This window comes from Microcoleus sp. Pol11C3 (assembly GCF_036701485.1).
Taxonomy (GTDB): Bacteria; Cyanobacteriota; Cyanobacteriia; order Cyanobacteriales; family Microcoleaceae; genus Microcoleus.
Map to the genome: position 1 here is coordinate 16,512 of NZ_JAUBQW010000047.1, position 24,042 is coordinate 40,553.

Consider the following 24,042-nt stretch of genomic DNA (forward strand, 5'->3'; position numbering starts at 1 on the left):
GCTTTTAGATTTTATATTTTCGGTATTTACGGATAATTCGTAATAGGTAAGTGGATATTAGAGCGATCGCCCTAGTTAAATCTAGTTTAGTATTGTTATAAGGCCTATAAAAATTTCAATGAAACTTTTAATTAGCAACGACGACGGCATCTTTGCACAAGGCATCCGTAGCCTCGCCAACGCTCTCGCCGCCGCTGGCCACGACGTGAGCGTAGTTTGTCCCGACAGAGAGCGCTCCGCTACCGGCCACGGCCTTACCTTGCACCAACCCATCCGCGCCGAAATTGTCGAATCTATTTTTGATCCCGCAGTCCAAGCTTGGGCCTGTTCCGGCACTCCCGCCGACTGCGTGAAACTTGCTTTGTGGGCTTTACTTGACAAACCGCCGGATTTTGTTCTTTCTGGTATCAACCACGGGCCCAATTTAGGCACGGACATCATCTGTTCCGGTACGGTTTCTGCCGCAATGGAAGGAATTATGGAAGGGATTCCCAGCATTGCTTTCAGCCTCGCCAGCTTTACTTCGCAGGAATTTGGGCCGGCGGTGGATTTCGCTGTCACCTTGCTGGCACAGTTGGAAAAACAGCCAATGGCGAAACCGGTGCTGTTGAATGTCAACATACCTGCTGTAACACAAGCAGAAATTACCGGAGTTGCGATCGCCCGTCAAGGCATTCGCCGCTATTTCGACATATTTCAAAAGCGTACCGATCCGCGCGGCAAAACTTATTATTGGCTAGCTGGGGAATTGTTAGAAGATATAGAAGAAATCCCAGATTCGGCGGTGTCGCATGATATTCCTACGGACGTACAAGCTATTCGCGACAACAGAATAACCGTTACTCCGCTGCAATACAATCTCACCTGTACTCCCGACTTACACTCGTTGCGGGATTGGCAATTTGAAGGTTTTCCCAAGCAATGAGCTGCGATCGACCCGATCCGAGCGGTAAACTAGGAATTAAGGAAAAGTGCCTCTCAAGGTCTATACCTTAGGCGTTAACACAGGCTCCCCATTACTTGTTAGTTTTTTTTACTCAAGAAAAACAGTTATGAACGCTCCCACCTATAACACTCATTCTGTCACTTGCCCGATCTGCAACCGTTCCAGCGTAGTAGGCCCTGTCGGGATGGTTAGCGGACTATTCACTTGTCCTCACTGCCATTCTCACATGGTAATTAGCTGGAGCGGTCATTTTGTGCGAGATCCTTTTTGTCTCAAACAACTGACGGTTGGAAAGATGCTCCGGCGCGAAAGCAGGCCGCTAGCTCGCCTTCAGCGCGATTTTGGGCTGGGTAAGCATTTTCCGCTGATTGCAATTTTGGGCAGTATGGTATTTTTGGGCTGTGCGATCGCCGCTACGGAACAATCGCTGCCCCGACAGAATTCATTTCAAGGATTTTTAGAGTGGGTGAGCGGAACTGGTAATTCCCAAGATGTCTCACGTTAACATTTCTTAACTGAAATTCTGACAGATACTCTGTGCAAATATCTATTCCTTTAGGTATAAATCCCAATATTTTAGCAATTGCACCAATCTTGAGCTGCGGGTAAGGACTTAGGCGCCATGCCCAAACAGTGGGCAAAAACGCCAAAACCCCTGCCTCAAAGCTCAAGTCGGGTGTACTTAATTCTCACAAGGGTGTTTCGGGTTAAGTTGACACAGATTACATCGCTCAATTGTCAAACTCAGCAATTTTTCTAACTGCTGCTTCCAAAATTGCTGGCGACTCGACTAAGGCAAATCGCACGTAGCCTTCTCCTGATTTCCCGAAACCGGCACCGGGGGAAGCTGCGACTCCTGTACTCTGTACTAGCTGAGTGCAAAATTTCACGGAATCTTGGGCCCAAAGTTCCGGCAGTTTCGCCCAGACGTACATGGTGGCGGGGGGTACGGGGACTTGCCAGCCGATGCCCTGCAGCGCGTTTACAAAGGCATCCCGCCGTTTTCTGAAGGTTTCTACGCTGCTTCTGACGGTATCTTGAGGACCCGTTAATGCTGCGATCGCTCCGTTCAAAATTCCTCGATATTGGTTGAAGTCCACTGCGGCTTTTACCTGGCGCAGCGCTGCAATTAGTTCGGAATTGCCGATCGCATATCCGACTCGAAAACCTCCCATACTGTACGATTTGGATAGTGTAAAAAACTCGATCGCCACACTCTTCTCTCGATCCGCCTGAAATATTGACGGCGCCATCAATTTGCGGTTTTCCTCGATATCTGAGGGCGGGCACGGGGGTTCCGCCCCTACGGAATCGTTAAACACCAAATCCACATAAGGGAAATCGTGAACTAAAACCAGCCGATGTTCTCGACAAAAAGCCACAGCTTTCTCAAAAAAAGCCAGCGGCGCGATCGCAGTTGTAGGATTGTGAGGATAGCTCAAAACCATCATCTTCGACTGAGCCAGCACTGCTGTCGGAATATCTTCCAATATCGGCAAAAACGCATTTTCTGCTAATATTGGCATCGGATAAATTTGACCGCCGGCCAAATGCACACCGCCTGCGTGGGAAGGATAGCCCGGATCGAGTAACAAAGCAAAATCTCCGGGGTTGAGTACAGCTAAAGGCAGATGCGCCGTGCCTTCTTGGGAACCAATTAACGGCAGCACTTCTGTTTCGGGATTGACGGAAATCCCAAATTTTTGTTCGTACCAAATAGCTGCTGCTTCCCGAAAAGATTTTGTCCCGTTAAATAGCAAATAGCCGTGAGTGCTGGTGTCGGACAGAGAATTCGCGATCGCATCTGTAATGTGAGCAGCCGCCGGCAAATCTGAAGAACCCAGAGACAAGTCAATCACATTCTGCCCCGCTGCTCTAGCTTGAGCTTTTGCCCGATCCATATCGGCAAATACATTAAATTGCAGTGGCTCTAAACGTTTAGCAAATTGCATATTTTCCGTACTTTTTGGGGATTTAAGGAATATTTTTATATTAGCTAAATTATTTTTTATATGGCATTTTTATTTGGTTTGTGATTTTTTTTACTAACCGCAGAGAGCGCAGAGGGCGCAGAGTCAGAGAGGAACATTGAGGAGAAAAGAGAGATCTTAAAAAAATATTTGCGATTGCTATAATTGTAAGTTGGGAGTTGGAAACTCCCGAATCATTTCCAAACTTTATAAGTGAGCGTCGAGCAAACCGATCAAAGTTTGTTTAGTAATAGCTCCCTCGTGAGAAAGCACTACTTCGGCATTTTTAAACAGCCTGAGAGCTGGGACTCCTTCTACTTTATACTGCTTGACAGTATTAGGATTGGGGTCAATTTCCATTTTAACCACTTTCAGCCGATCGCTGTAGTTGGCCGCTACCCAGTCTATCGAAGGCGCGATCAGTTTGCAAGGCCCGCACCAACTAGCCCAAAAATAGGCAAGCACTGGTTGCTCTGCTTTCAGGACTTCTGTTTCAAATTTTTCGTCGTTAATGACAATTACACTGTTGCTCATGGTTCTGCGATTATTTTTTCTATTTATTTCTACAGCATCGGCTCTGTAAAATTTACACAAACTTAGAAAACCGGCTCAAAAGACTGTTACTAATTTTAAAACATTCTGCGAATTATTGAGTGCGAACTCAGGACTGGGGACTGATGGCTAATTCTGTATGGCGTTTAATTCCACTGTTGTCGGCGTCTGGTAGCGTGCAGATGGCGATCGACCACTGGCTACTGGAACAGCATCTAGCGGGGAAAAATCCGCCAACTCTGCGATTTTACACTTGGGAACCCACGGCGATTTCCTTGGGCTACCACCAGCGCAGGTGGCCGGAGTTTTGGCAGCATTTGTCTTGGCAGGGAAGGCCTGTGGAGTTGGTGAGGAGGCCCAGCGGCGGGCGCGCCGTGATCCACCAAGGGGATTTAACTTATGCAGTTGTGGCGTCGGGATTTGGAAGCAGCCGTATGAAAGCTTATCAGACTATTTGCGAGTTTTTGATTGAGGGTTGGAGGGCAATGGGTTTGGATTTGCACTACGGGGAAGCTGGAAGAGGTTATATTCACAATCCGAATTGTTTTGGTACTGCGACGGGTGCAGATTTAGTTACACTTGATGGCTGCAAGTTAATTGGTAGCGCGCAATTGCGACGGGGCGATGCTATTTTACAGCACGGTTCTATGCGTTTGCAGCCGGATGTTAGTTTGTTTTCTCAAGTTTTTGGGGAGGAATTAATTCCTGTGCAATTACCTCTATTTTCAGATGGAAATGATTTGATTGCCAGTGTAATTGATGTTTTGAGTGCGGCCGCTTGTTGCTGTTTTGAAATTGATTTAGAAGTGCAGCCACTTTCGGTTCAGGAATGGCAGGATATAGCAGATGTTGAAGGAAGAAGAAAGAAGGAAGAAGGAAAATATATTAGATACCCAACTTCTTGAAGAAGTCCGGTATCTGGCTAACATCGCCCATCTAAAATCGGAAAACTCATCTATGGCTGCGGATCAATTGGAACGATCGGCTCTTTGGCAATTTCGCTCAATTGCACTGAACCGAGTAAGCTTTCCCAATCAGCAACTAATTCTGCATCGTTAGGATTAGCGCTACGAGCAGCAGCTAGGGTGCTGAGGGCATCTTGCCAAATCCCATTTTCAGCATAAATAACGGTTTTCTGGCGCGGAGCAGCCTGATCTAATTGACGGCGGATATCTGCATTCAGTTCAACTCGCCGTACCTTACCGCTTTCGAGCTGATCGCTCGATCGGTCTTGAGCGTCGCAAACCACTGAAAATTTCCAAGTGTAACTTTTGCCTACTTCCAAGGGTGGCACATTTTTGTTAGCGGGGATACTAACGCCGATCACCCCTGATAAATTGCTAATTTTGACATCCTGTTTATAAATCTGGTTGCCACTTTGATCGTTTAGGGTAAATTCGGCTAATTCTGCCTCTGTTTGAGGCAAGTAGAACAAGAATGTTGGATAGTCGGAAACAGTCCGTCCGATCTTATTTTTAGGCACTAAGGCTGTGAGACCTAGCTGACGAATGCTCCCGCAGCCACCGCGCACAGATTTTGGTGTTTGAAGGAGCGGATCATCCATATCTTCACGGGGCTGAACGAAGCGGGGCCCTCCCGATTCAGTGGCTGGCTTGCCCTGTGGTAAGCCTGGAGTCCGTGGCCCGTAGCGAGGCCCTCCCGATCCAGTGCCTGGCTTGCCCTGTGGTAAGCCAGGAGTCCGCTGTCCCATAACTGCAAATTGGGAAGTGTTAAGTGTGGCGATCAATACTATTGAGCCAACTGATGTCAGATTGAGGATAAACTTAGTAATTATTTTCATTAGTTTCATGATTTTTTAGGGATAGATTCTCTCTTTTTATTTCTTTTTCCTTCCCAAAATCCGGTAGACATTAACTTTTTGTTCCCTGCCTCTTAAAGGCAAAGATCCCCAAGATTCTACCTCAAATTTGTCTGCCAGATGCAGTAAGGTTTCTTCTGCAATCAATATGCGGCAAGTGTCCTCTTGCCGATGCTTTTCGCAGCTTTCCAGCCGAGAGGCAATATTTACGCTGTCACCGATCACTCCATATTCTAAACGGGTTGTGCCTCCGAGACTACCCACCATCACAGACCCTGTAAAGATACCTACTCGCATTTTTGCCGACGGCAAACCGCGATCGATCCAATTTTGATTCATTTGTGGCAAGCGGGAACTGATGTCTAGCGCGCAAGATACGGCGAGGCGAGCATCTTCTGCAATTTCTTCTGGAGTGGCGCGGGGAATGGGTACGCCAAATACTGCCAGCATTCCATCTCCGGTAAATTTATTAATCACGCCTTGATGTGCTTGGACTTCTTGGGCCATTGCGGATAAATACTCATTTAACCAACTCATTACTACTTCTGGCGGTAGTTTTTCGCAGATTGTACTAAAACCCTGCAAGTCGGTGAGGATGATCGTAGCAGTAACTTTTTGGCCCGGCAATAACCCTGATTCTAGTAGATGGACGCGCTCTTTCCACAGGGCATTGGCGATCGCGGGTGAAGTTTGTTGTCCTAATAATTTCATCACAATCCCTTGCTGTTGCCTCGACTGCTCGTATTTATAGGTAACTGCGACTCCTGCGGTGATTAAAAGTGCCATAGCAGGGGGAATTAGAGGTATCCACCCCTGTTGCATGAATAGGAAAAAGGTGAATCCGAATAATGAGCCGCCAGCGGAGATCGCGAGCCCGATCAAATTCAGCGATTTTTCTAGCCGCCAAGCTAAACAGCCGCCCACTGCACTCCAAACAGCGATCCAGAGAATTTCTTGCCATTCGTCCCAATACCAAAATAGCCCTTTGCCGTTTAAAACTGCACTAAGAATTTGGCTGGTGGCCGTGGCGTGAATTAATACCCCAGGCATCAGGCGGTTTCCGCTTGCAGTAGCGCTGTAAGGGGTGGAAAAGAGATCTTTTACAGTTATGGCGGTAACGCCTATTAGCACTATTTTACCCTTCACCAATTTTGGATCGACTTTTCGCTCCACAACTTGAGTTAGTGTTACGCTCTTTGCTATATTTTCAGCAGAGCGATAATTTAGTAGGACTTGATAGGCTTGGGCATTAATGTTTTGATAACCTCCTGAGTCCGGTCGCAACTTTGAAAATACTGTTTGATTTGCCTCTATTTCTTCTTTCTCTGTTATTTGAGAATCAATTTTTTTGCTGTCCAAATAGGCAAAAGCTAGTCGCATTGAAAATGAAGTAAGTATCGTTTTACCATCGGGAGCATACATCAAATTGCGACGCACTCTACCATCAGGATCGAGGACTACATCGTTAAATCCTACCCGCTTGTCTGGTATATTGGGAGGTGGCTGCACTCGATCGTACTTTGAGTTGCCCAGGAAGGTAATCGGAAATACTTTGGGGTTTTTCAATTGAGTTGCTAATTCTGCATTCCCCGGTTCGTAGGGAATGTCGCGAATTATATCTATGCCAATAGCTGTGGGTTCAAGACGCGCTATTTCGGCGATCGCTTTTGCTAAAACTCCATCAGAAAGTGGCCATTTTTTAAAAGCCTTAATATCTCGCTCTGTGATTTCAACTATCAGCAACCTGGGGTCAGGGCCCGGATCGGGCCGCAACTGCACCATGAGGTCGAAAGCATTTAATTCTAGTGGCTGCAACCAGCCTAAATGCCGCACTCCCAATAGAGTTCCGGTCACGACAATCCAGATAAGAGCAAGAGGCTGCAAGTCAGGGAAGGGGAAGAAATAAGTTAAGTTTTTTCCACGTCCATCTGCCAATTTCTGATAAATTATATTAAAGAATTTGGGCATAAATTTTAGTGTTTCAACCCTGAGTGACAAAGTATGCTACATCTTAACTGATCACTAATGCCCCTTACCTATGCCCCCTTTTTAGTTTTCTTGTGCGGTTTTGGCGATCGCACTTAACTGCAATCCTTGAGGATAGCTGTTTTCTTCTTTGCTGCGCTTGATGTCGGCCATTGAAATCTGGGGTTGGAGGTATTTTGCCAAAACTTTAACCACGTCGCCCCGATCGATCGTCCCTGCTACTGAACCAATCGGCGACAGGACGATGATTCGGGAAAGTTGACGGGCTTCCATGCTGTTAATTACTTCGGCGATGGATGCTTTTTCGGAGACTGTGGGGGTTTTTCCCAGGGGTTTCAAAATGTTGTGCAAAGTCTGAACTTGCCATTGGCTGCGTTCTGTGAAGCGGATATCGTCGATCGACACTAAGCCCAAATCCCGACCGTTGGTCGCAGCAATGTAAAATGGAAACGGATTGACTTCTAACAAATATCGATCGGCAAATTCTCGTAGAGTCAAATCTGCATCTACAACTCGAAACTCGCGACTCATCGCATCGCCGGCTTTAATTTTAATCAAGGCTTCTTGTAGTGAAGTAAATCGGCTATAAGCAGTGGCATTGCGAATGCCAAACCCGCCGATCAGCGCAATCCACAAGCCGCCGTACTGGCGCGCTAAAAAGCATAAAGTCAGACCAAAAGCAACAGCCAGCCAACCTAAAACTTGTCCTGTTTTTGCCGCCCAGCGAACGCCGGCAAATCGAGAGCCTGTTATTTTCCAAATTGCTGCTTTTAAAACTTGTCCTCCGTCCAAAGGCAGACCGGGAATTAAGTTAAATAATCCCAAAACGAGATTGATTAGTGCTACCCTTTCGGTGACAATTGCTAGCAAACTTTCCCGGGGAAGAACTTGAGAACCCAAACCGATGATTAAAAATAGCGCAAAGCTGACGAGAGGGCCGGCAATAGCTACTTGAAAAGCTTGACCGGGAGTTTTTGATTCCGAGTCGATCGATGCAACTCCGCCAAATAAGAATAAGGTAATAGAATTAACTTTAATGCCTTGCGATATCGCCGCCAAGCTGTGTCCTAGTTCGTGCAAGAGCACGGAAGCAAACAGCAGCAGAGCTATTGCTAACCCCGCACTCCAGGAGAGCGCAGGCCCCCACTGGCGGCTGTAACTGCTGGCGTATTCGCGGGTTGCTAAGGCTAAAATTATAAACCACGAATAATCTATAAGTAGGGGGATGCCAAATAAAGAGCCGATTCGCCAACCTGTCTGCATGAAGTTTCCTGGGAAAGGAGAGCAAGAAAGAGTTTCTATTATATCTTTTCTACCCCTTGCCTTTGCCTTTCCCCTGATTTTTACAGAACTCCGGCGTTACCCAAGCCCAAGATTACTCCGGCTCCGAGCAAGTGGCCGAAGCTGGCTGTTGCCAGCAATTCTGGTACGCCGAAGCCTTTGAACATTCCAGGGAGTGCAACGGGTAAAGCTGGGCCCTTGCCTCGGTTTTGCTTGGAGATGCCGTAGTAGCCGATCGTGATCGCCAGCAAATTGCATAAAATCATTGTCAGTCCTACCAGTGGCGACCACTCTGGCGTTGAGGGAGCGGTAGATTGTACGGCTAACAGCAAAGATGAGTTGATCATGTTTTTATCTCCTGATTTCACAGATAAATTGATTTCCAAGATTATAAAAAGCGGTTTGCATTAAACTAAGATTTGTTTTAATAGTTAACAATTCGTTGATATTTTGATACAAATTCGGAACCGAGGAGGAAGAGTGCGGGTTAAAATTTGCGGAATCACTAAATTAGACCAAGGAATTGCGATCGCCCGTTTGGGAGCCCAAGCTTTGGGGTTTATCTGCGTGCCGGCTTCCCCGCGCTATGTCAACCCAGAAACAATTCGCCTGATTGTCCAGCAGTTGCCGGAAAATGTCGATCGCATCGGCGTTTTTGCGAATACCACAATAGAAAATATATGTCAAGTAACGGCAGAGTCAAATTTAAGTGGGGTGCAGTTGCACGGAGATGAAACACCGGAATATTGCGATCGGCTGCGGGAGTTTTTGCCGGGAATTGAAATTATCAAAGCTTTGAGAGTTAAGACTCCTGAGACTCTAGAGACTGCGGCTATTTACGCTGTTCGTGTCGATACTTTACTGCTCGATGCTTACCATCCCAATCAACTCGGCGGTACTGGCAAAACGATCGACTGGATGATGTTAGCAGAGTTTAGACCGCAGTGTCCTTGGCTGCTGGCGGGCGGTTTAACACCCGATAATATTTTAAATGCAATTGATAGCGCGATCGGCAATAACTTCAGCGGTGTTGACCTTTCTAGCGGGGTAGAAATAGCGCCGGGAGATAAAGATTTGACCAAAGTTGCTCAGTTGTTTGCTAATTTAAGTCAACTTGCTCATCATTGATAATTGGCAATACAAAATTCGCGCTTTTTATCCGATTTATTCTTGAGTCTGCGGGGGCGAAGCCTGCCCTAGGCTAGGCAAACTTCGTTTGTAGAGTAGCGGTTTCAACCGCCGATTTTCTTTATTAGACTTGAATTGAATAAATCTTTGATTGATAGATTGACCGCAGATGAAAGGCAGATAAACACAGATAAACGCAGATATTTTTAAGATAGGAATGAGATTTTTGCAATTGCTCGTCTATTCTTTAGTCTGCGTGGGCGAAGCCTGCCCTAGGCTAGGCAGACTTCTTTTGTATAGGGGCGGTTGAAACCGCCGTTTATTCCCTTTATTCTTTATATCGGCGGATCTCAAAAGTGCGCTCGCCCTCCGGGTCTTCGTATTCCAAAACCAACTCACTAACCGTAGCACCGGTGGGGCCGCGGCGGCACCAACTAATCATTCCTTCAACAGCTTTTTTGGGTCCTTCAAAGACAGCCTCGACGCGGCCATCAGGGAGATTTCTCACCCAGCCGCCCAGGCGGAAATACTTTGCTTGATTCATCGTTGAATATCGGTATCCTACTCCTTGAACTAATCCGGAAACAAAAACGTGGACTCTGACGGGTGGGGGGGATTGGTTTTGCATAAACGGGTTAACTTACTGCTAACATCTGTTTGAAAATTTTAAGGATCAGTTTGATTATGTTAAATTTTAGTGCGAGCCCGCTGCTGGGATTGCTAGTACGCCGCGTCACCCTGGCTTTTTCAACTATTCCCGATTTCACTGATTGGCTGGTTGCAGTTACGATCGCGCTGGTTTACACTTTGATCGCTCTTCCTATCGGTTTTTGGTCGGGATTTCTCAAAGTAGACGTGCAAACCTCTCGGCGTACAATTGTGGGAGTGCTCATTGGCTGTTTGTTAAGTCCGGGCATCACCGAGGAATTATTGTTCCGGGTGTTAATGCTGCCACACCCGTTCGAGAAGGCTTCTGGGTTAATGCTGTGGTTTTGGGGATGCACGAGTTTGGCGACTTTTGTAGTTTACCACCCGCTGAACGCGCTGACTTTTTACCCGGTTGGTCGATCGACCTTTATGAATCCAGTGTTTTTGCTGCTGGCGGCAATTTTGGGAGTTGCGTGCTCCATCGCCTACCTGCAAAGCGGTTCTATCTGGCCTGCGGTGGCGGTTCACTGGCTCGCAGTGACAGCCTGGCTGTTGCTACTGGGCGGTTACAGGAGGCTCTATGGTTAAATGTAAAAAGTCCAGCATCACTATTTTGTCGGGAGGATCTCAGTTGTGGGTATCATAGGAGCGATCGTAGGTTTTTTGGCAGGCATAGCAGTTGCTTACTGGTTGGTGGAAAAGCGGTTAAACAAGCAAAAGCAAGAATACTTGCAGCAAACTCACAGAATTACTGAGGAAATAGAATTAGCTCAGATGTCTCGGGTGCAACAAGCTGTCGAATCTCAGCAAGGAGAACGGGAAAATCAGCTTAGAAAAGCTACTATCGAACACGAAAATTTACTCAGACAAGTTACTACCCAATACGAAAATCAGCTCAAACAAGTTGCGGCTCAATACGAAAATCAGCTCCAACAAGTTTTGGCCGAACGCGACGCTAAGGTTCAACAAGTTGCCAGCGTAGATGAGTACGAACTGCGGCGACAAATCAGCGAGGAATTAGAAGCCGCTAACAATGCTAGGATGCAGCAAAATATCCAATCTTTGCAAGCAGAACACGAACATCATTTACTCAGAGTTGCTGACGAATTGCATCTAAATTATCAAGCTCAGATGGAGCAACATTTGCAAAACTTGCAAAATGAACACGAAATTCGCTTGAGGCAAACTGCTGAGGAATATGAGAACCGCGAGGTTGAGATGCAGTTAAATATGGAGGCTTTGCAAGAGCAATACGAGAGTCAGTTGCAAGCGGCTCACGAGCAGTTGAGAGATCACGAAGCTCAGATGCAAGTTACTATCAGCTCTTTGCAAGAGCAGTACGAGAGTAATGTACAACAACAAGAAGTCCCCGATCAGCAGTTCACTCAGTTAAATTCAACAGAATTTGCCGAAGGTTTATCACAAGAAGAAGTTTGGCAGGAAGGGTCAAGTGAGTTAAATCAAACAGAAGTTGAAGAAGAGTTAAATTACACAGATTTTTCGGAACCACAACCAATTGATTTACATCAACCAGAAGTCGAACAACAGCTTCCAATTGCCAGACAAGTACCAAGCTATTCCCTACCGCAGTTGATGGGATGTGTTCAAAGTCAGGACAAAGAAACCCGCAAGTTTGCAGCGTCTGCTTTAGGTAAAATGGCTGCTGCTAATGCTCTCAGAGCGGAAGGTCAGCGAGCAATAGAAACCTTGGGAAAATTAGCTCAAGATATTCACCCGGAGGTGCGTGAAGCTGCTGTGGAAGCACTAGCAATGATTAAGTCTGAAAAAGTAATTCCCCTGCTACAAAAAGCTTTGCGAGATATAGATAGCGGTGTGGCTAAATCGGCCAGTGCTGCGCTCAATAAGTTTAAGTTTTATCCGCGCACTCCGGCGGCTAAGCCGAAAACTGTTGATCTGAAGAAACCAAAGCGTTAAGCATTTACGAGCATAAATAAATATAGCAATTGTCAATTGCCTACAACACAGTAGGGATACAACATTGTTGTGTCCTTACCCAGGTGCTGTATTTCACTCAATTTCGATTACTACCACAAACTGTGGAGGTTGGGTTGAGGAAAGAAATCAAACTCAATTATTCGATCGACAACTCGCCCAATCAGACGCAGCAATCACCGACACGGCGCTGTTTAAAACCCTAGGCTGAAACCTTTTTTTAGCAACTGGCAATTAAAATCGCTTCTTGTATCTACACTAGACTTCTTGCAAAATAATTTTGTGCTATTATGGAAAGTTTAGCCAATTTTATAATCTAGCAGCCTGGGCAAGTTTAAGGAGATGCCAATCAACCCAATAATTCAAAGTTTGACCTAAACTTGAGCAAACTTTTAACTATAACACATATTTTTTTTGCAAGAGGTCTACTTAATATCAATTCCGGTAGCATCGGAATAGTAAAATCCAGTCAACAGTCAACAATCACCGATGTGGCAACCGGAATAGCTCTAATTTATCTCCGTTCATCTGTGTTTATCGGCTATCCTCTGCAGTTAAAGAAAGAGAATTTGTCGGGCCGCAGATGACAAGGGATTGACGCTGATTCACGCAGATGTCGAGATTAGAGATATCAATAATTCTGATGCTAACAGATTTGATATAAATCGTGACTAATGACTACTGACTGATGACTAATTTAAAATCGCTGCTTTGTACCGAGTATAAATTTGATGTCGCCGGAGTCGCTAACCCCCATATCTAAGCGAATTAATCCAAAGGACGATCGCACCCTCACACCCAACCCAACACCAGCCCCAGTCCCTGGTTTGTCCCTGACTACCGCAGGTTTTCCGAGTACGCTATCTCCCGTTCCCAAATCCGACGCAAAATCCACAAATATCACACCGCCGACATCCTGCCCCACAGGAAACCGATATTCGCCGGAAGCCAAAAAATAACTCCGGCCACTGCCAATATCCCCGCTATCGTAGCCCCGCACGGAATTGCGGCCGCCGAGGCGAAAAGCTTCCGCTGGCGGCAAATCCCCGATTACCGTACCCGCTTGCAAGTTAAAAGCCAGCATTTCGGGCAAGGCTTCGGACTCGCTGATGCCCAACAAACTTACTGGCACATACTGTATATAATTTGCTAACAGCCTGTTACTCACAATGTTACCTCGCCCCAGAGGTATCGACTGCTCGGTGCTGAGGCTGATAATCCCTCCCCTGGTTGGGTTGAAGGGATTGTCCCGCCGATCAAGCATCGCACCAAAAGAAACAGTGTATAACTCGTCAAGGCCACTGCCGCTGAATGTGAGAGGATTGCCGAGTTCGTCGCGGCGGGCGATATTTAAGTTGCGATCGCGCGTGCTGATATTTGTATAATTTAATCCCAAAGTCGATTGCCAGTCGCCCAAAGGTCTGGTAAACCTGAGATTTCCGCCCATCCGAATTTCCCGAACTCGGTTCCCGTTGGGCAAATCAATATCTTTGTTGAAAATTTCCGATATTCTGCGATCGCCAAAAGCTCTCACACTGTATCCCAAACGGTCTTCGGCGGCAAGGTAAGGGCTGACAAACTGGACATCGTACTGGATACCTCGGAGGCTGGGCTGAAGTTCCACCGCCAGCCGCTGCGGGGTTGTGCCGAAAGTTCGATCGGTATACGAAAGAGGAACAGCAACGCCAATATCATCACTCAGACTGGCACTCACGCTAAAAGAGCGAGCCGATCGCTCTTGAACGTTGTAGATTACATTAACATCCGTGCCAACTTCTTCAGTAGAAACCGTAACTTTCTCAAACAATCCCAACTGCTGCAACTGTTGCAAGTCCGATCGTACAACTTCCCGGCTGTAGTTATCCCCCGCCTTGAGTTTGATCTCGCCTCGGATAAAATCTTCCGAAATTCGGCCCTCAACCGGATTCCCTTTTTTATCAACAGCTTCGCCTCTGGAATTGACAAAGCGAATTTTCACATCTGCAACGAAAACGCCATCAGCATTGCCGGCTTGACTGATTTGTAAAGTACCGTCTAGCTGTCGGGCGTTGCTGTTTACGGCTTCGGGGATGTCGGCGTTGGTTGCGATCGTCGCCGGAGTTTTTAACACAGATGTAAAATCTTTATTGTGGCTCGACTTGAGAGAGAGAGATTCCCTAGGGGATAGCTGCGCCACGCGTACTTCTTTTGAAGCTGCCAGCTCATCGGATGCCGGCAAATCCCGCACAGTTGGGTTCACCTCATCCGATTGGTGACTATTTAAGACTGGAACCGATAACAAAAGTCGCTTTTCATCGAGTCTAGATCCCCCTAAATCCCCCTTAATAAGGGGGACTTTGAGCATATTTCTTGTCCCCCCCTTATTAAGGGGGGTTAGGGGGGATCTAGACTTCGCTACAAACAACAGAGACGGTCGGTTTGACGTTAAGTTGTCACCAATGACCTCATCCTCCTCCCCCTGTGCCCTTGTGGGACAGGCGTCTCGCCTGTCAATTTCTGCGGTTCCATCTCTAAACTGGGCCTCAGTCGGTGCGGCACTCGGATCGATCGCCCGCGCGGCCAATTCGCCGCCAGCCAGCGCAGCCAAAGTCAAAAATGCAATAATCGGAATTCGCATAGACATTAAATTTAAAGCACACCCAACGCATATTACCCAAAACCGGGCCCCCTGCATAATTAGCCGAAAAGAAACCCGGTATTTTTGAGGCTACCGGGTTTCTGGGATGCTGAAATGTGGGAAAGTTCGACCGCAGGCGATCGTAAAATTTGTTTAAATAGCTTGTCGAGAAACTCGTTTCTCAAAATGAGCCTGAGTCTGCTGCAACAGTTGTTCGCGACTATCCTTAGCGGTGGTAATGGTAGGGAGCAAGTTGCGAGCTTGTAACGTCATGTGAAGCTGTAGGTGTGCTACGTACTCACTGACATCTTCGCGAAGAGAGCAAGCCGGGTACTGTTTTAAAGTAGAGTTCAAAGTGTTCTCCTGCTTTGAGTTTGTAGTATTTTCAAATAATAATAGAGAATATCATGGTCTATTTCTAACTGTGTACTCCGTAATGAAGTTTAACGTTTGGACTGCTTTTTTGTTACAATTGTTTACCAATATTTCTTACCTATCAGGAGTCGATCGCCCATGCAGTCTCAAGCACTTGTAGGACAAAATCACACATTAAGTACATTTGTCAATAGCAGCAGCCAAACAGCCGCCTACCTCGACATCGGGTGCGGCCAACCCTTATTGATGCTGCACGGTTTCTTGGGAGAAAAGACTTGCTGGCTGCCATTAATTGACTTATTGCAATCTCAATTTCGGTGCATCAGTTTAGATATGTTGGGTTTTGGAGAATCCAGCAAACCCAAAATCCGCTACGATGTAGCTGTAGAAGTTTCTTTTGTGCGGCAAGTTGTAGAACAACTAAATATCGAACCCTGTTGCATCATCGGACATTCTTTTGGCGGTTGGGTAGCATCTGCATATTCTCTAAAATATCCTAATTCTGTCAGCCGTTTAGTGTTAGCAGCACCTGCGGGAATTCGGGACGACAGTTTTTGCGGTCAATACGATGCTTTGCGGCCGCTGCTTTGGGAAACCCCAGCCGTGGATTTGGCCTTGCAGTTAGCCAAACCTTTTGCTAGTTTAGCGGGAAAAAGTGAGAAATTGCAGCAAATTTCCGGGTGGCGCAGGGAGTTAATGTCTCAACCAGTAGCAAAGTCATTTTTAATGAGCCGGATGCGGCCGGAAGACGCAGTTGATACAGTAGAAAAAGAAATTCACAAATTGCAAATTCCTACCTTAGTCATCGCAGCAGATAGTGACGAAACAATTCCTCTGTGGCACTGTCAAACCTACGCCAACGAGATACCGGGGGCAGAGTTAGCAATTATTCCCAATGCCGCTCACGGGTTGCCACAAACTCAAGCTCAAATCATGGCGAAGTTGACTTGTAAATTTTTGAATAATTAAGAAAAACTGTGCAACAAGCCAAATCCTAAAAATTGTGATAATCTACCAATTGAAAATAATTGTGTTTTACTATACTACTTTAGTAAGAAATACAGAATATATTGCTTAGTGTATTGTACAATTTTTTATTATGGCTCTTAAATCTTGTGTCAGCAGGAGCTACAGACATTTAGTTGAGTCGGAGATGTTACCAATGGTGGCAATGAGAAACTATTTTAATCTGGAAGAAATTACGACAGCCAGAAAAATTAGTGCTGCGGTAATTAACATCAGCGGCCGCCAGCGAATGCTGTCCCAAAGAACGGCTTTTTTTTGCATGAGGTTAGTTTCCTCTCAGAATGTGGCAGAAAGATCAAAACTGCGGGAGAATTTGTTAGAGGCGATCGAGCTTATGGAAAAATCGCATCGCGACTTAATTAATATTGGCAGCAGCATCAACTTAGCGAGTCGCCCTTCATTCACCGTCCAGGCAATGTATTTTGAGGCGCCACTGTATCTAGACAAACAAGTGCGCGAATATATTCATCGAATAAAAGCATTGGTGCAAGTTCCTGATGCCGAACTCATGCTGCAAAACCCCCATCTGCTGTACATTGTCGAAGCAGCGGGCGGCGACTTGCTAGAAGGTTTCGATGCCGTGGTGAGTCAATACCAGCAAGAAAGCGAAATCGAACAATTTGAAATCGACCTTAAACAGGTTGAACTTTATCAAGAAAGTTGTGCTGCTACCTCGAAAGCGGAAGCTCAAGCGGCCCAGCTCGATCGCGCACTTTGCGAACTCAAACAAACTCAAGCTCAACTCCTCCACAGCGAAAAAATGTCTTCGCTGGGGGCGCTAATGGCTAGTATCGTCCACGAAATTAATAACCCAGTTAGTTTTATTTACGGCAACTTGAGCCATGCCGCAATTTATACTCAAGATTTGCTGAACCTGCTGTGTCTTTATCAAGAATACTGTCCCAATCCCTGTCCCGAAATTAAAGCTCGAATCGAAGAGATAGATCTTGATTTTCTAGTAGAAGACTTGCCTAAAGTTATCTCTTCTATGCAAATGGGTTCCAATCGCATTCGCGAAATTGTCAAATCGATGGGCAACTTTTCGCGAACCGATAACAGTAACATGACTCTGTGCGATTTGCACGACAGCATTGACAGCACCGTGTTAATTTTGCGAAACCGTCTCAATTCTCAAATAGACCGTCGCGACATTCAAGTAGTTAAAAATTATGGAAAATTGCCTGCTGTAGAGTGTTATGGCGGACAGCTAAATCAAGTATTTATGAATCTACTTAGCAACGCGATCGATGCTTTGGAGGAGGCATCAAAAAATGAACCCTATGCTAAGCTAAAAATTTCGATCAGCACAGAATTAGCTGAGTGCGATCGCGTGAGAGTACGGATTGCTGACACGGGAGTGGGAATGACAGCAGCGATAAAAGAACGAATGTTCGAGCAGTTTTTTACCACCAAGGAAATCGGTAAAGGTACCGGTTTAGGATTGTCTATTGTCTACAAAATCTTAGTAGAAAATCACCGAGGATCGCTCAGGTGCGAGTCTGAACCGTCCAAAGGAACCGAGTTTATCATTGAACTGCCGATACAGCAAACTTAAGCAATTTACAAACAAATATCCAAATTTATCTGTGTTAATTGTGGCACGGGCAGGATGCCTGTGTTAATTGTGGTATGGGCGTCCCGCCTCTATTAACTATAGTTAAAATTTACACATATCCTACTCTAATTCTAACTTCAAAGTTGGCAACAGCTTTTCTAAATTTTTGAGAGATTTCTGTTGCCAAGGAACATCATTTGAACCCAATACCAAAAGTTGAATCGTTTTCTTTTTCCGGACGCTAATGACAAACTTAGACAGCATACTGATACCAGAACTGTTAACAAATTCCAATTTTTTTAGGTTCAAGGTAATAGTAGGCGGTTCGGGATTGGCGATCTCATCTAACAATTGGGCTATTGGTGCATACTCTGCTGGTCCGCCCAGGCTGAGTTCGCCTTGAAAACAGACTGTGAGCGATTCTGGATCGTACTGAATGTTGTAATCTTCACCTTTAATTTCTTGAATGCCCATTGTTCTTTGGTTTCCTGAGTAAAATACTGCGATCGCACAAGAGAGTAAATATTGAAAGGGTTGAAACTAGACCCTAATTTGAACCACAGTTGTAACAGCGATCGTATCACTGTCTGACCTTGGATCGAATTTCCAACCTATCTTAGCTGAATAGTCATTAATCATAGTCAGCAATCCCAATCCCGAGGTGTCGCTTTCAGATTCAGCATTCTTTTCAAGCTGCTGCAAATAAAGTTCATTGGGATCGGAAGCCAAAATTTCTTTAATAAACTCCTTCAACTTATTCGCGCCTTCGGAAGTGACACTATTACTGGCAAAAATTACCGCCGTCACTTCAGTTTCACCAATAAAGTGGATGCCAAATTTGACTTTGTTATTAGCCTCATCCTTATTAAATTTTATCGCATTTTCTAACAGTTCGTTAGCGACGTAGCTCACAGCTCCTTTGCTTTCTTTAACCCGTTTCTCGCTGCTAGCATCCTCTGCATCCACCGGTAGAAAGCTGGATAAATAATCAGCTACAAAATGAGCCGAAAGCCTGTTATTACGCCAGCGCTGCTTGATGGGGCGAGAGCTAGGCGTAAAAGTAAGTTCTAAGGAGTCGTGTTCCGGTGGAAATTCGTCAATAAATTCTCCACAGATTTCTGTCACAGTTTGTAAGCTTCCAGATGTCATTATTTTTTCCCCTCCAATAAATGTGTTCATGTCATTTCTGGGTAAATTTCCACACGCCATTCCAGTTAGCGGGAATACTATTTTCTAAGAGCGCTTGGATGCGTTCTAGGTAAAGTTGGCTGGGTTTGTCACCTGGATTTAGTGTCACTATTTCTTCAAAACAAAGTTTGGCATTAGCAAAATTTCCCAGACAATATTGTTCGAGTCCTTCCTCAAAAATAGGCACCGTTTGAATTTTGAGCGATCGCACTGGTTCTAATTCAACATCTAACACCTCACAAACAGTAATGGCTTCTTGTCTACCTTTGACAATTGCACGATCCAAAAATCGAATATGATACTTTTCTGGTTGAATCAAACGTTGTACCACATCTCCTGAAATTAATAAAGATACCCCATAATACTTAGTTAAACTTTCGAGACGCGCCGTGAGATTGACATGATCCGACAGGGCATCGGCTTGCATCCGATTCGCGTCTCCAATAATCCCCACCATTGTATCACCAACATGGATACCAATGCCAATATTCAGCGGTATGTACCCATTTATTAAACGGCTTTGATTGTATTTTTGCAACTGTTCCAGCATCACAATTCCTGCCTGAATAGCATCATCAACGCCATCAGGGAAAACTGCCATCACTCCATCTCCCATATACTTGACAATAAAACCGTTATGATTGCGGATTTCGGGACTAATCCGCTGTAAATAGCTATTGATGAAGTCAAAGTTTTCTTGAGGAGTCATTTGCTCCGCCATCGTTGTGAACGAACGCAGATCGGAAAACATAATTGCCATCTCTTTGCTCACGTGATCTCCAAGCTGGAAATCAACAATGCTCTGCTTGCCGAGAAATTGGAGATATTCATCGGGAACAAAACGTCCATAAGCCTGCAAAAGTTTCTCTAATTCTTGTTCCCGCGCTTTCACCGTTTGCACCATATGCGAGAATACCTGTGCCAGTTCTCCCAGTGCATCACTACGCGCTGCCACCTCTGACAATATTTGGGGCTCAAAGCTGTTGTTTTTCACAGCAATAGCTGCATCTATCACCTTTTTGACCTGCTCGATGTAAGTCTGCATCTCTCGATTTTTATGATGGATCTGGTTTTCAAGATCCGTGGAGTGTTCAGTGATAATTTCTACTAAAGTTTCATAGCTATTTTTTTCCTCTTCGGCTTCCTCAAGTTTTTGCATCAAATCCTGTAGCTGGGTATGGAGCTTTTCTGGAGATGTAGATTGTGCTAAATTTATTTGGGGTTTCATAATTTATCCTCCCGAATCTGGGATCGCAAAATTGTTTCACTGGCTCGCTGTAAATTCTTACAATTTACACAAGCGGATCGAGAAATCCGGTTTATGCTTCTTCGGCTTCCATGCTTCGCCACTAAATCCAAGAGCAATGGTAGAAACCGGGTTGATGACAGTCAATCATAAATTATGCACAATATTTCCCTGTTGCTTCAATACTAGCAAAGTAATGTCATCAAATACCTTTTGTTCTCCAATAAATCTTCGCAAATCATCAATGGTGGCTTCCTTGATTTGTTCGGCGCTCAAATGCCAGTTTTGAGAAACCACTTCACAGAGTCTTTCGATACCGTAGAATTTTTTGTGCATATTTCTAGCTTCGGGGATGCCGTCAGTATAAAGCACCACCCCGTCACCCGGTCCTAACTCTACTAAAACATGGCTTATTAACTTGGAAATATCCTCCTCTAAGCCGAGCGGAAATCCTAAATCTATTGTGTCTATCCGCTGGATTTGACCGCCTTTCCTGACCACAAGAGTTTCCTCATGCTGACCGCTGATACTAATTATGCTATCGGCGTAGTTGAGCAAAGCGAGGGTCATATTTTTGTCCGAGTTCATGCGCTGGACATTTTTATAAATAGTGCGGTTAAGGGTATCTAAAAAACGCACAGGGTCGGATTCTTGCATTTCCTGAAGAGTGCGGACAGCAGCTTGAGTCATCACCATCAAAATGCCGCTTTCTAATCCGTGTCCGGTGACATCACCAATGCAAATCGTGACCACCCCGTTAGTACAAAGTACGTCGTAGTAATCACCGCCTACTTCCGAGGCTGACTCCATAAATCCGGCAATATCTAAATCTTCAATCGCTGCGAGTTCTGTAGGTTTGGGCAGAATTAACTGCTGCATTTGTTGGAGGATATCGAGTTCGGCACTCATGCGTATATTTTCATTTTTCAGCCGCTGGTTGAGGGCAGAAATTGCTTGATTAGCTCGATCTAATTCGGCAGTACGTTCTTCTACTTTATCTTCCAATGTTTCAAATGACTCTTTGAGTTGTCCTGCCATACTATTGAAAGAATTTGCTAGTTTTTTAATTTCAACGATACGGTGAGATTCATTTACGTGTTGATCGAGATTCCCACTTGCTATAGATTCCGAGGCTTGGGTAATCCTAAAAATGGGGCGAGAAATCCAACGAGCCGAAAGAATACCAAGAACAATTGCCACAATTAGTGCAACCAAAGATAAAATAATGGTTTTGCGAGTATTACTTTCGATCTGACCCATAAAGTCGGACTCTGGAACGACGACAACAATCAGCCAATCCAGACCGTACCGATCTTTAAATGGCGAAACTTGTGCAAAATACCGGTGATTGTTGACTGCAAAATCTAATGGTTCTTCTGTGCTGATTTTATTGAAATTTTTAAAGCGTGACAGGAGATGTTTGGTAGTCGCTTGTACGATCGGATCGCGACTATCAACTGCACTCAGTCGTTGGGGTATTTGTTCAAGTTCGTTCGATTCTGGGTTTTTGATAAAAAATGGCTTTTCTGTGGAACTAGCTACTAACATTCCCGAACGTTCAATAATAAATGTTTGACCGGAGTTGCCAATTTTTAATGTTTTCAGAAAATCACTGATCAAGGAAAGTAAAAAATCATTGAACAGCACACCTTGGATCTGGCCTGCGCGATCGTAAACAGGTACAACAGCAGATATCGCTGGTCTCGGAGTGCCTTGATAAATAAAAATGTCGCTCCAGGTCGCTTTTTTTGACTGAACAGCTTTCTGATACCAGGGACGTTTGCTGTTGATAAAGTTAGGAATAATTTTTCTACGATTAATCCGATTTCCCTGAAGATCTGTTGTATAAATACCAAGATTGGTCGGGCTAGAATTTTCCATTAAATTGATTTCGATTAGTCCATTATCCAGTCGTTCCATCCCCAGCATTTCACCTTGGTCTGAAGCATAGCCAATGAAGCCTATGTCAGGAAATTGATGGATTTGTTTCCAGAAATGTCGTTCTAAAATTGAGAGGTTTTGCAAGTCTATTTGTTTTAATTCCAGGGCATCAAAGTTAACTTGATGAATTAAGTAAGGAGTTTTTAGATAGTTGTCTAGATTTTGTTTTATGCGGTTTGATACTTCCCGACGTAGTTGACTAGCTACATCATTAACAGACTGCTGTCCACTTTTGAATGAGAGATAGCCAACCAGTCCAACAGCAGCAAAAATTTGTAGAACAAAAGGCACCACGAGGGTGGTGCGAAGGCTGAATTTGGGGGTGGGAGCTTTCCAGGGAAATTTTTTATCGATCGCAAGTTTTTCAGAAACCATAGTTACAAACACTCCGAGCAAAAAGTTTACAGTTCAAAGCTGATCGGGATTGGTGATTATTTGTAAAATGCGATTGGGAATTTTTTCTGCACAGACTAGAAACCTGGGGTACCAATTTCATTAATCAACAAGGATTGCTTTACTGGTTGAGGATGTTCTTAAAGACATCTTGGAAAACATCGCTATCCACTGACATACACACTTCAACACTCTTCGCGGAATTATAATTTATTAGTTGTCCTGAATGGTCGTCCTCTTGATTCAACTCTTGAACTACCTTCAACTTCTTAATTTCAGTTTTTGTCACTAAGCTCGGGGTACCAGCCATTATGGCAGCCGCCAGGGGATCGTAGAAATACTCCTGAAAACCTGCACTCATGTCCTGACCTAGCTTCCCAATCATGATTTGAGTGGCAAATTGTGCACAGAGGGTCTTAGCGGCTCGCGCAAATTTAGTCACAAAATCTAACGTTAATTCCACTTGATAGGCAGCATCTAGGGGGACAAAGGTGAGAGGTATAGCGGAGTCCATAACGATTTTGGCTCCGAGAACATCGATGAATATATTCCATTCCGCAGTTGTATTAGTAGGGTAGTAACCTCCGAAATCTGCAACATTACCTCTCGCCTTTATAGCACCACCCATAATAAAAATTCTCTCTATCTTGTCATCGAATTGAGCGCCATATTCTTGGATAAAAGTTCCTAAGTTCGTCATCCCGCCGATAGATAGAATAGTAACTCGATCTTGGCAACTACTCAATGTTTCGTGAAGAAAAGTAACTGCGGATCGTGGATCTAGCGGGTGTGGATTAACAGGCAAATCCAGGTTAAAAATCTTATCTATTTTATTGCGAAAGTCTGGGGGAAAGACGTTACTATAAATTAGTGGTAGGCTAGTCCCGGCACACACTGGCACGGTTCCCTTTCCCCCAAGTTCGAGGAGGTTGCGTGCATTCTGGACTCCTGGGGTGAGGTGAGCCTCGCCAACACCCGTAACCATGAATCCGATGAGTTCTATATCCGGATGTTGCATTAAGAAAAGAATGGCTAGCCAATCATCCCATCCCATATCTGTATCGACAATAACTTTCTTTTTTCTTGCCTTCATTGTATTTGACCTGGTATTTACTATCTACAAGTCTATAACGATTGTAGTATTAACTATTAAGCCTCAACCAGCGAGCGTAGCTCAAAAGTGCTTGACTGTCTACCCAGGGCAAACACATCTTGTCAATAAAGGGCCCATATTCCAGTTTATTGCGAATATTTTTCCCCTTAGAGCGTAGATTAACACGCTCCAGCCATTATGTATATTCTCTGATCAATTTAGGTGCGTTTGGCCTGGTATTAAGAGCGACTTATAGTCATTTCAAATAAGTATGAGACACTATTCATGCACAATAAGCACGAATAATTTCATCAAGAGATGTGCC

The 24,042-nt window shown here is 44.9% G+C and carries 23 protein-coding genes; 9 read left to right on the forward strand and 14 right to left on the reverse strand.

What is annotated here, in order from left to right:
• Positions 1-118: 118 nt before the first annotated feature.
• Together surE and QUA40_RS13150 are read left to right on the forward strand one after the other, a co-directional pair.
• Positions 119-925: a 5'/3'-nucleotidase SurE gene (surE, locus tag QUA40_RS13145; RefSeq protein ID WP_333126218.1), complete on the forward strand. Its 807-nt coding sequence runs from the start codon at positions 119-121 to the stop codon at positions 923-925.
• 127 nt (positions 926-1,052) lie between these two features.
• Entirely contained in the window at positions 1,053-1,451 is a 399-nt protein-coding gene (locus QUA40_RS13150; RefSeq protein WP_333126220.1) for a hypothetical protein, read from the forward strand.
• A gap of 226 nt (positions 1,452-1,677) precedes the next feature.
• On the opposite strand, the gene QUA40_RS13155 is transcribed toward QUA40_RS13150, so the two are convergent.
• A complete protein-coding gene (locus QUA40_RS13155; protein WP_333126222.1) occupies positions 1,678-2,898 on the reverse strand; it encodes an LL-diaminopimelate aminotransferase in 1,221 nt (406 codons plus the stop codon).
• 225 nt (positions 2,899-3,123) lie between these two features.
• The gene (locus QUA40_RS13160) at positions 3,124-3,450 is read right to left on the reverse strand and encodes a thioredoxin domain-containing protein (RefSeq protein WP_333126223.1); all 327 of its coding nucleotides are present in this window, start codon (positions 3,448-3,450) and stop codon (positions 3,124-3,126) included.
• A 143-nt stretch (positions 3,451-3,593) separates the two neighbouring features.
• Here QUA40_RS13160 and QUA40_RS13165 point away from each other — a divergent pair, with 143 nt between their 5' ends.
• The gene (locus tag QUA40_RS13165) at positions 3,594-4,373 is read left to right on the forward strand and encodes a biotin/lipoate A/B protein ligase family protein (protein WP_333126225.1); all 780 of its coding nucleotides are present in this window, start codon (positions 3,594-3,596) and stop codon (positions 4,371-4,373) included.
• 50 nt (positions 4,374-4,423) lie between these two features.
• On the opposite strand, the gene QUA40_RS13170 is transcribed toward QUA40_RS13165, so the two are convergent.
• The 4 genes from QUA40_RS13170 to psaK form a co-directional block, all read right to left on the reverse strand.
• On the reverse strand, positions 4,424-5,278 hold the full coding sequence (locus tag QUA40_RS13170) for a DUF928 domain-containing protein (protein WP_333126228.1): 855 nt from the start codon (positions 5,276-5,278) through the stop codon (positions 4,424-4,426).
• Positions 5,279-5,305: 27 nt separating this feature from the next.
• A complete protein-coding gene (locus QUA40_RS13175) occupies positions 5,306-7,255 on the reverse strand; it encodes an adenylate/guanylate cyclase domain-containing protein (protein ID WP_333126230.1) in 1,950 nt (649 codons plus the stop codon).
• 81 nt (positions 7,256-7,336) lie between these two features.
• Positions 7,337-8,536 carry a site-2 protease family protein gene (locus QUA40_RS13180; protein ID WP_333126232.1) on the reverse strand — a complete coding sequence of 400 codons (1,200 nt, stop codon included), beginning with the start codon at positions 8,534-8,536 and terminating at the stop codon, positions 7,337-7,339.
• 80 nt (positions 8,537-8,616) lie between these two features.
• Positions 8,617-8,901: a photosystem I reaction center subunit PsaK gene (psaK, locus tag QUA40_RS13185; RefSeq protein ID WP_333070476.1), complete on the reverse strand. Its 285-nt coding sequence runs from the start codon at positions 8,899-8,901 to the stop codon at positions 8,617-8,619.
• Between the two features lie 133 nt (positions 8,902-9,034).
• Between psaK and QUA40_RS13190 the strand changes: the two genes are divergently transcribed.
• Entirely contained in the window at positions 9,035-9,682 is a 648-nt protein-coding gene (locus QUA40_RS13190; RefSeq protein ID WP_333126234.1) for a phosphoribosylanthranilate isomerase, read from the forward strand.
• A gap of 328 nt (positions 9,683-10,010) precedes the next feature.
• Here QUA40_RS13190 and QUA40_RS13195 read toward each other — a convergent pair whose 3' ends face one another.
• Complete coding sequence (locus QUA40_RS13195; RefSeq protein WP_333126237.1) at positions 10,011-10,310, reverse strand: acylphosphatase; 300 nt, start codon at positions 10,308-10,310, stop codon at positions 10,011-10,013.
• Between the two features lie 56 nt (positions 10,311-10,366).
• Here QUA40_RS13195 and QUA40_RS13200 point away from each other — a divergent pair, with 56 nt between their 5' ends.
• From QUA40_RS13200 to QUA40_RS13210, 3 genes are all read left to right on the forward strand, one after another.
• Positions 10,367-10,918, forward strand: a complete 552-nt coding sequence (locus QUA40_RS13200; protein ID WP_333126240.1) for a CPBP family glutamic-type intramembrane protease — start codon at positions 10,367-10,369, stop codon at positions 10,916-10,918.
• A gap of 45 nt (positions 10,919-10,963) precedes the next feature.
• Positions 10,964-12,265, forward strand: coding sequence for a HEAT repeat domain-containing protein (locus QUA40_RS13205; protein WP_333126243.1), 1,302 nt, complete (start codon positions 10,964-10,966; stop codon positions 12,263-12,265).
• Positions 12,266-12,329: 64 nt separating this feature from the next.
• Positions 12,330-12,494, forward strand: coding sequence for a hypothetical protein (locus tag QUA40_RS13210; protein ID WP_333126246.1), 165 nt, complete (start codon positions 12,330-12,332; stop codon positions 12,492-12,494).
• 486 nt (positions 12,495-12,980) lie between these two features.
• On the opposite strand, the gene QUA40_RS13215 is transcribed toward QUA40_RS13210, so the two are convergent.
• Both QUA40_RS13215 and QUA40_RS13220 read right to left on the reverse strand, forming a co-directional pair.
• On the reverse strand, positions 12,981-14,906 hold the full coding sequence (locus tag QUA40_RS13215; RefSeq protein ID WP_333126248.1) for a BamA/TamA family outer membrane protein: 1,926 nt from the start codon (positions 14,904-14,906) through the stop codon (positions 12,981-12,983).
• Positions 14,907-15,053: 147 nt separating this feature from the next.
• Positions 15,054-15,254 carry a hypothetical protein gene (locus tag QUA40_RS13220; RefSeq protein ID WP_006634481.1) on the reverse strand — a complete coding sequence of 67 codons (201 nt, stop codon included), beginning with the start codon at positions 15,252-15,254 and terminating at the stop codon, positions 15,054-15,056.
• Positions 15,255-15,413: 159 nt separating this feature from the next.
• Between QUA40_RS13220 and QUA40_RS13225 the strand changes: the two genes are divergently transcribed.
• Together QUA40_RS13225 and QUA40_RS13230 are read left to right on the forward strand one after the other, a co-directional pair.
• Positions 15,414-16,244: an alpha/beta hydrolase gene (locus tag QUA40_RS13225; protein WP_333126250.1), complete on the forward strand. Its 831-nt coding sequence runs from the start codon at positions 15,414-15,416 to the stop codon at positions 16,242-16,244.
• 130 nt (positions 16,245-16,374) lie between these two features.
• Positions 16,375-17,856: an ATP-binding protein gene (locus tag QUA40_RS13230; protein WP_333126253.1), complete on the forward strand. Its 1,482-nt coding sequence runs from the start codon at positions 16,375-16,377 to the stop codon at positions 17,854-17,856.
• Positions 17,857-17,976: 120 nt separating this feature from the next.
• On the opposite strand, the gene QUA40_RS13235 is transcribed toward QUA40_RS13230, so the two are convergent.
• From QUA40_RS13235 to QUA40_RS13255, 5 genes are all read right to left on the reverse strand, one after another.
• On the reverse strand, positions 17,977-18,330 hold the full coding sequence (locus tag QUA40_RS13235) for a slr1659 superfamily regulator (protein ID WP_333126256.1): 354 nt from the start codon (positions 18,328-18,330) through the stop codon (positions 17,977-17,979).
• A 66-nt stretch (positions 18,331-18,396) separates the two neighbouring features.
• Positions 18,397-19,005, reverse strand: a complete 609-nt coding sequence (locus tag QUA40_RS13240) for a DUF6272 family protein (RefSeq protein WP_333126259.1) — start codon at positions 19,003-19,005, stop codon at positions 18,397-18,399.
• Between the two features lie 31 nt (positions 19,006-19,036).
• A complete protein-coding gene (locus QUA40_RS13245) occupies positions 19,037-20,272 on the reverse strand; it encodes an adenylate/guanylate cyclase domain-containing protein (protein WP_333126262.1) in 1,236 nt (411 codons plus the stop codon).
• A 165-nt stretch (positions 20,273-20,437) separates the two neighbouring features.
• Positions 20,438-22,606, reverse strand: a complete 2,169-nt coding sequence (locus QUA40_RS13250; RefSeq protein WP_333126264.1) for a SpoIIE family protein phosphatase — start codon at positions 22,604-22,606, stop codon at positions 20,438-20,440.
• A 139-nt stretch (positions 22,607-22,745) separates the two neighbouring features.
• Positions 22,746-23,717, reverse strand: a complete 972-nt coding sequence (locus QUA40_RS13255) for a nucleoside hydrolase (protein WP_333126267.1) — start codon at positions 23,715-23,717, stop codon at positions 22,746-22,748.
• Positions 23,718-24,042 lie beyond the last annotated feature (325 nt).

Coding starts and splice junctions, on each gene's coding strand:
- surE (WP_333126218.1), top strand. CDS start 119: ATGAAACTTTTAATTAGCAACGACGACGGCATCTTTGCACAAGGCATC.
- QUA40_RS13150 (WP_333126220.1), top strand. CDS start 1,053: ATGAACGCTCCCACCTATAACACTCATTCTGTCACTTGCCCGATCTGC.
- QUA40_RS13155 (WP_333126222.1), bottom strand. CDS start 2,898: ATGCAATTTGCTAAACGTTTAGAGCCACTGCAATTTAATGTATTTGCC.
- QUA40_RS13160 (WP_333126223.1), bottom strand. CDS start 3,450: ATGAGCAACAGTGTAATTGTCATTAACGACGAAAAATTTGAAACAGAA.
- QUA40_RS13165 (WP_333126225.1), top strand. CDS start 3,594: ATGGCTAATTCTGTATGGCGTTTAATTCCACTGTTGTCGGCGTCTGGT.
- QUA40_RS13170 (WP_333126228.1), bottom strand. CDS start 5,278: ATGAAACTAATGAAAATAATTACTAAGTTTATCCTCAATCTGACATCA.
- QUA40_RS13175 (WP_333126230.1), bottom strand. CDS start 7,255: ATGCCCAAATTCTTTAATATAATTTATCAGAAATTGGCAGATGGACGT.
- QUA40_RS13180 (WP_333126232.1), bottom strand. CDS start 8,536: ATGCAGACAGGTTGGCGAATCGGCTCTTTATTTGGCATCCCCCTACTT.
- psaK (WP_333070476.1), bottom strand. CDS start 8,901: ATGATCAACTCATCTTTGCTGTTAGCCGTACAATCTACCGCTCCCTCA.
- QUA40_RS13195 (WP_333126237.1), bottom strand. CDS start 10,310: ATGCAAAACCAATCCCCCCCACCCGTCAGAGTCCACGTTTTTGTTTCC.
- QUA40_RS13200 (WP_333126240.1), top strand. CDS start 10,367: ATGTTAAATTTTAGTGCGAGCCCGCTGCTGGGATTGCTAGTACGCCGC.
- QUA40_RS13215 (WP_333126248.1), bottom strand. CDS start 14,906: ATGTCTATGCGAATTCCGATTATTGCATTTTTGACTTTGGCTGCGCTG.
- QUA40_RS13225 (WP_333126250.1), top strand. CDS start 15,414: ATGCAGTCTCAAGCACTTGTAGGACAAAATCACACATTAAGTACATTT.
- QUA40_RS13230 (WP_333126253.1), top strand. CDS start 16,375: ATGGCTCTTAAATCTTGTGTCAGCAGGAGCTACAGACATTTAGTTGAG.
- QUA40_RS13235 (WP_333126256.1), bottom strand. CDS start 18,330: ATGGGCATTCAAGAAATTAAAGGTGAAGATTACAACATTCAGTACGAT.
- QUA40_RS13240 (WP_333126259.1), bottom strand. CDS start 19,005: ATGACATCTGGAAGCTTACAAACTGTGACAGAAATCTGTGGAGAATTT.
- QUA40_RS13245 (WP_333126262.1), bottom strand. CDS start 20,272: ATGAAACCCCAAATAAATTTAGCACAATCTACATCTCCAGAAAAGCTC.
- QUA40_RS13250 (WP_333126264.1), bottom strand. CDS start 22,606: ATGGTTTCTGAAAAACTTGCGATCGATAAAAAATTTCCCTGGAAAGCT.
- QUA40_RS13255 (WP_333126267.1), bottom strand. CDS start 23,717: ATGAAGGCAAGAAAAAAGAAAGTTATTGTCGATACAGATATGGGATGG.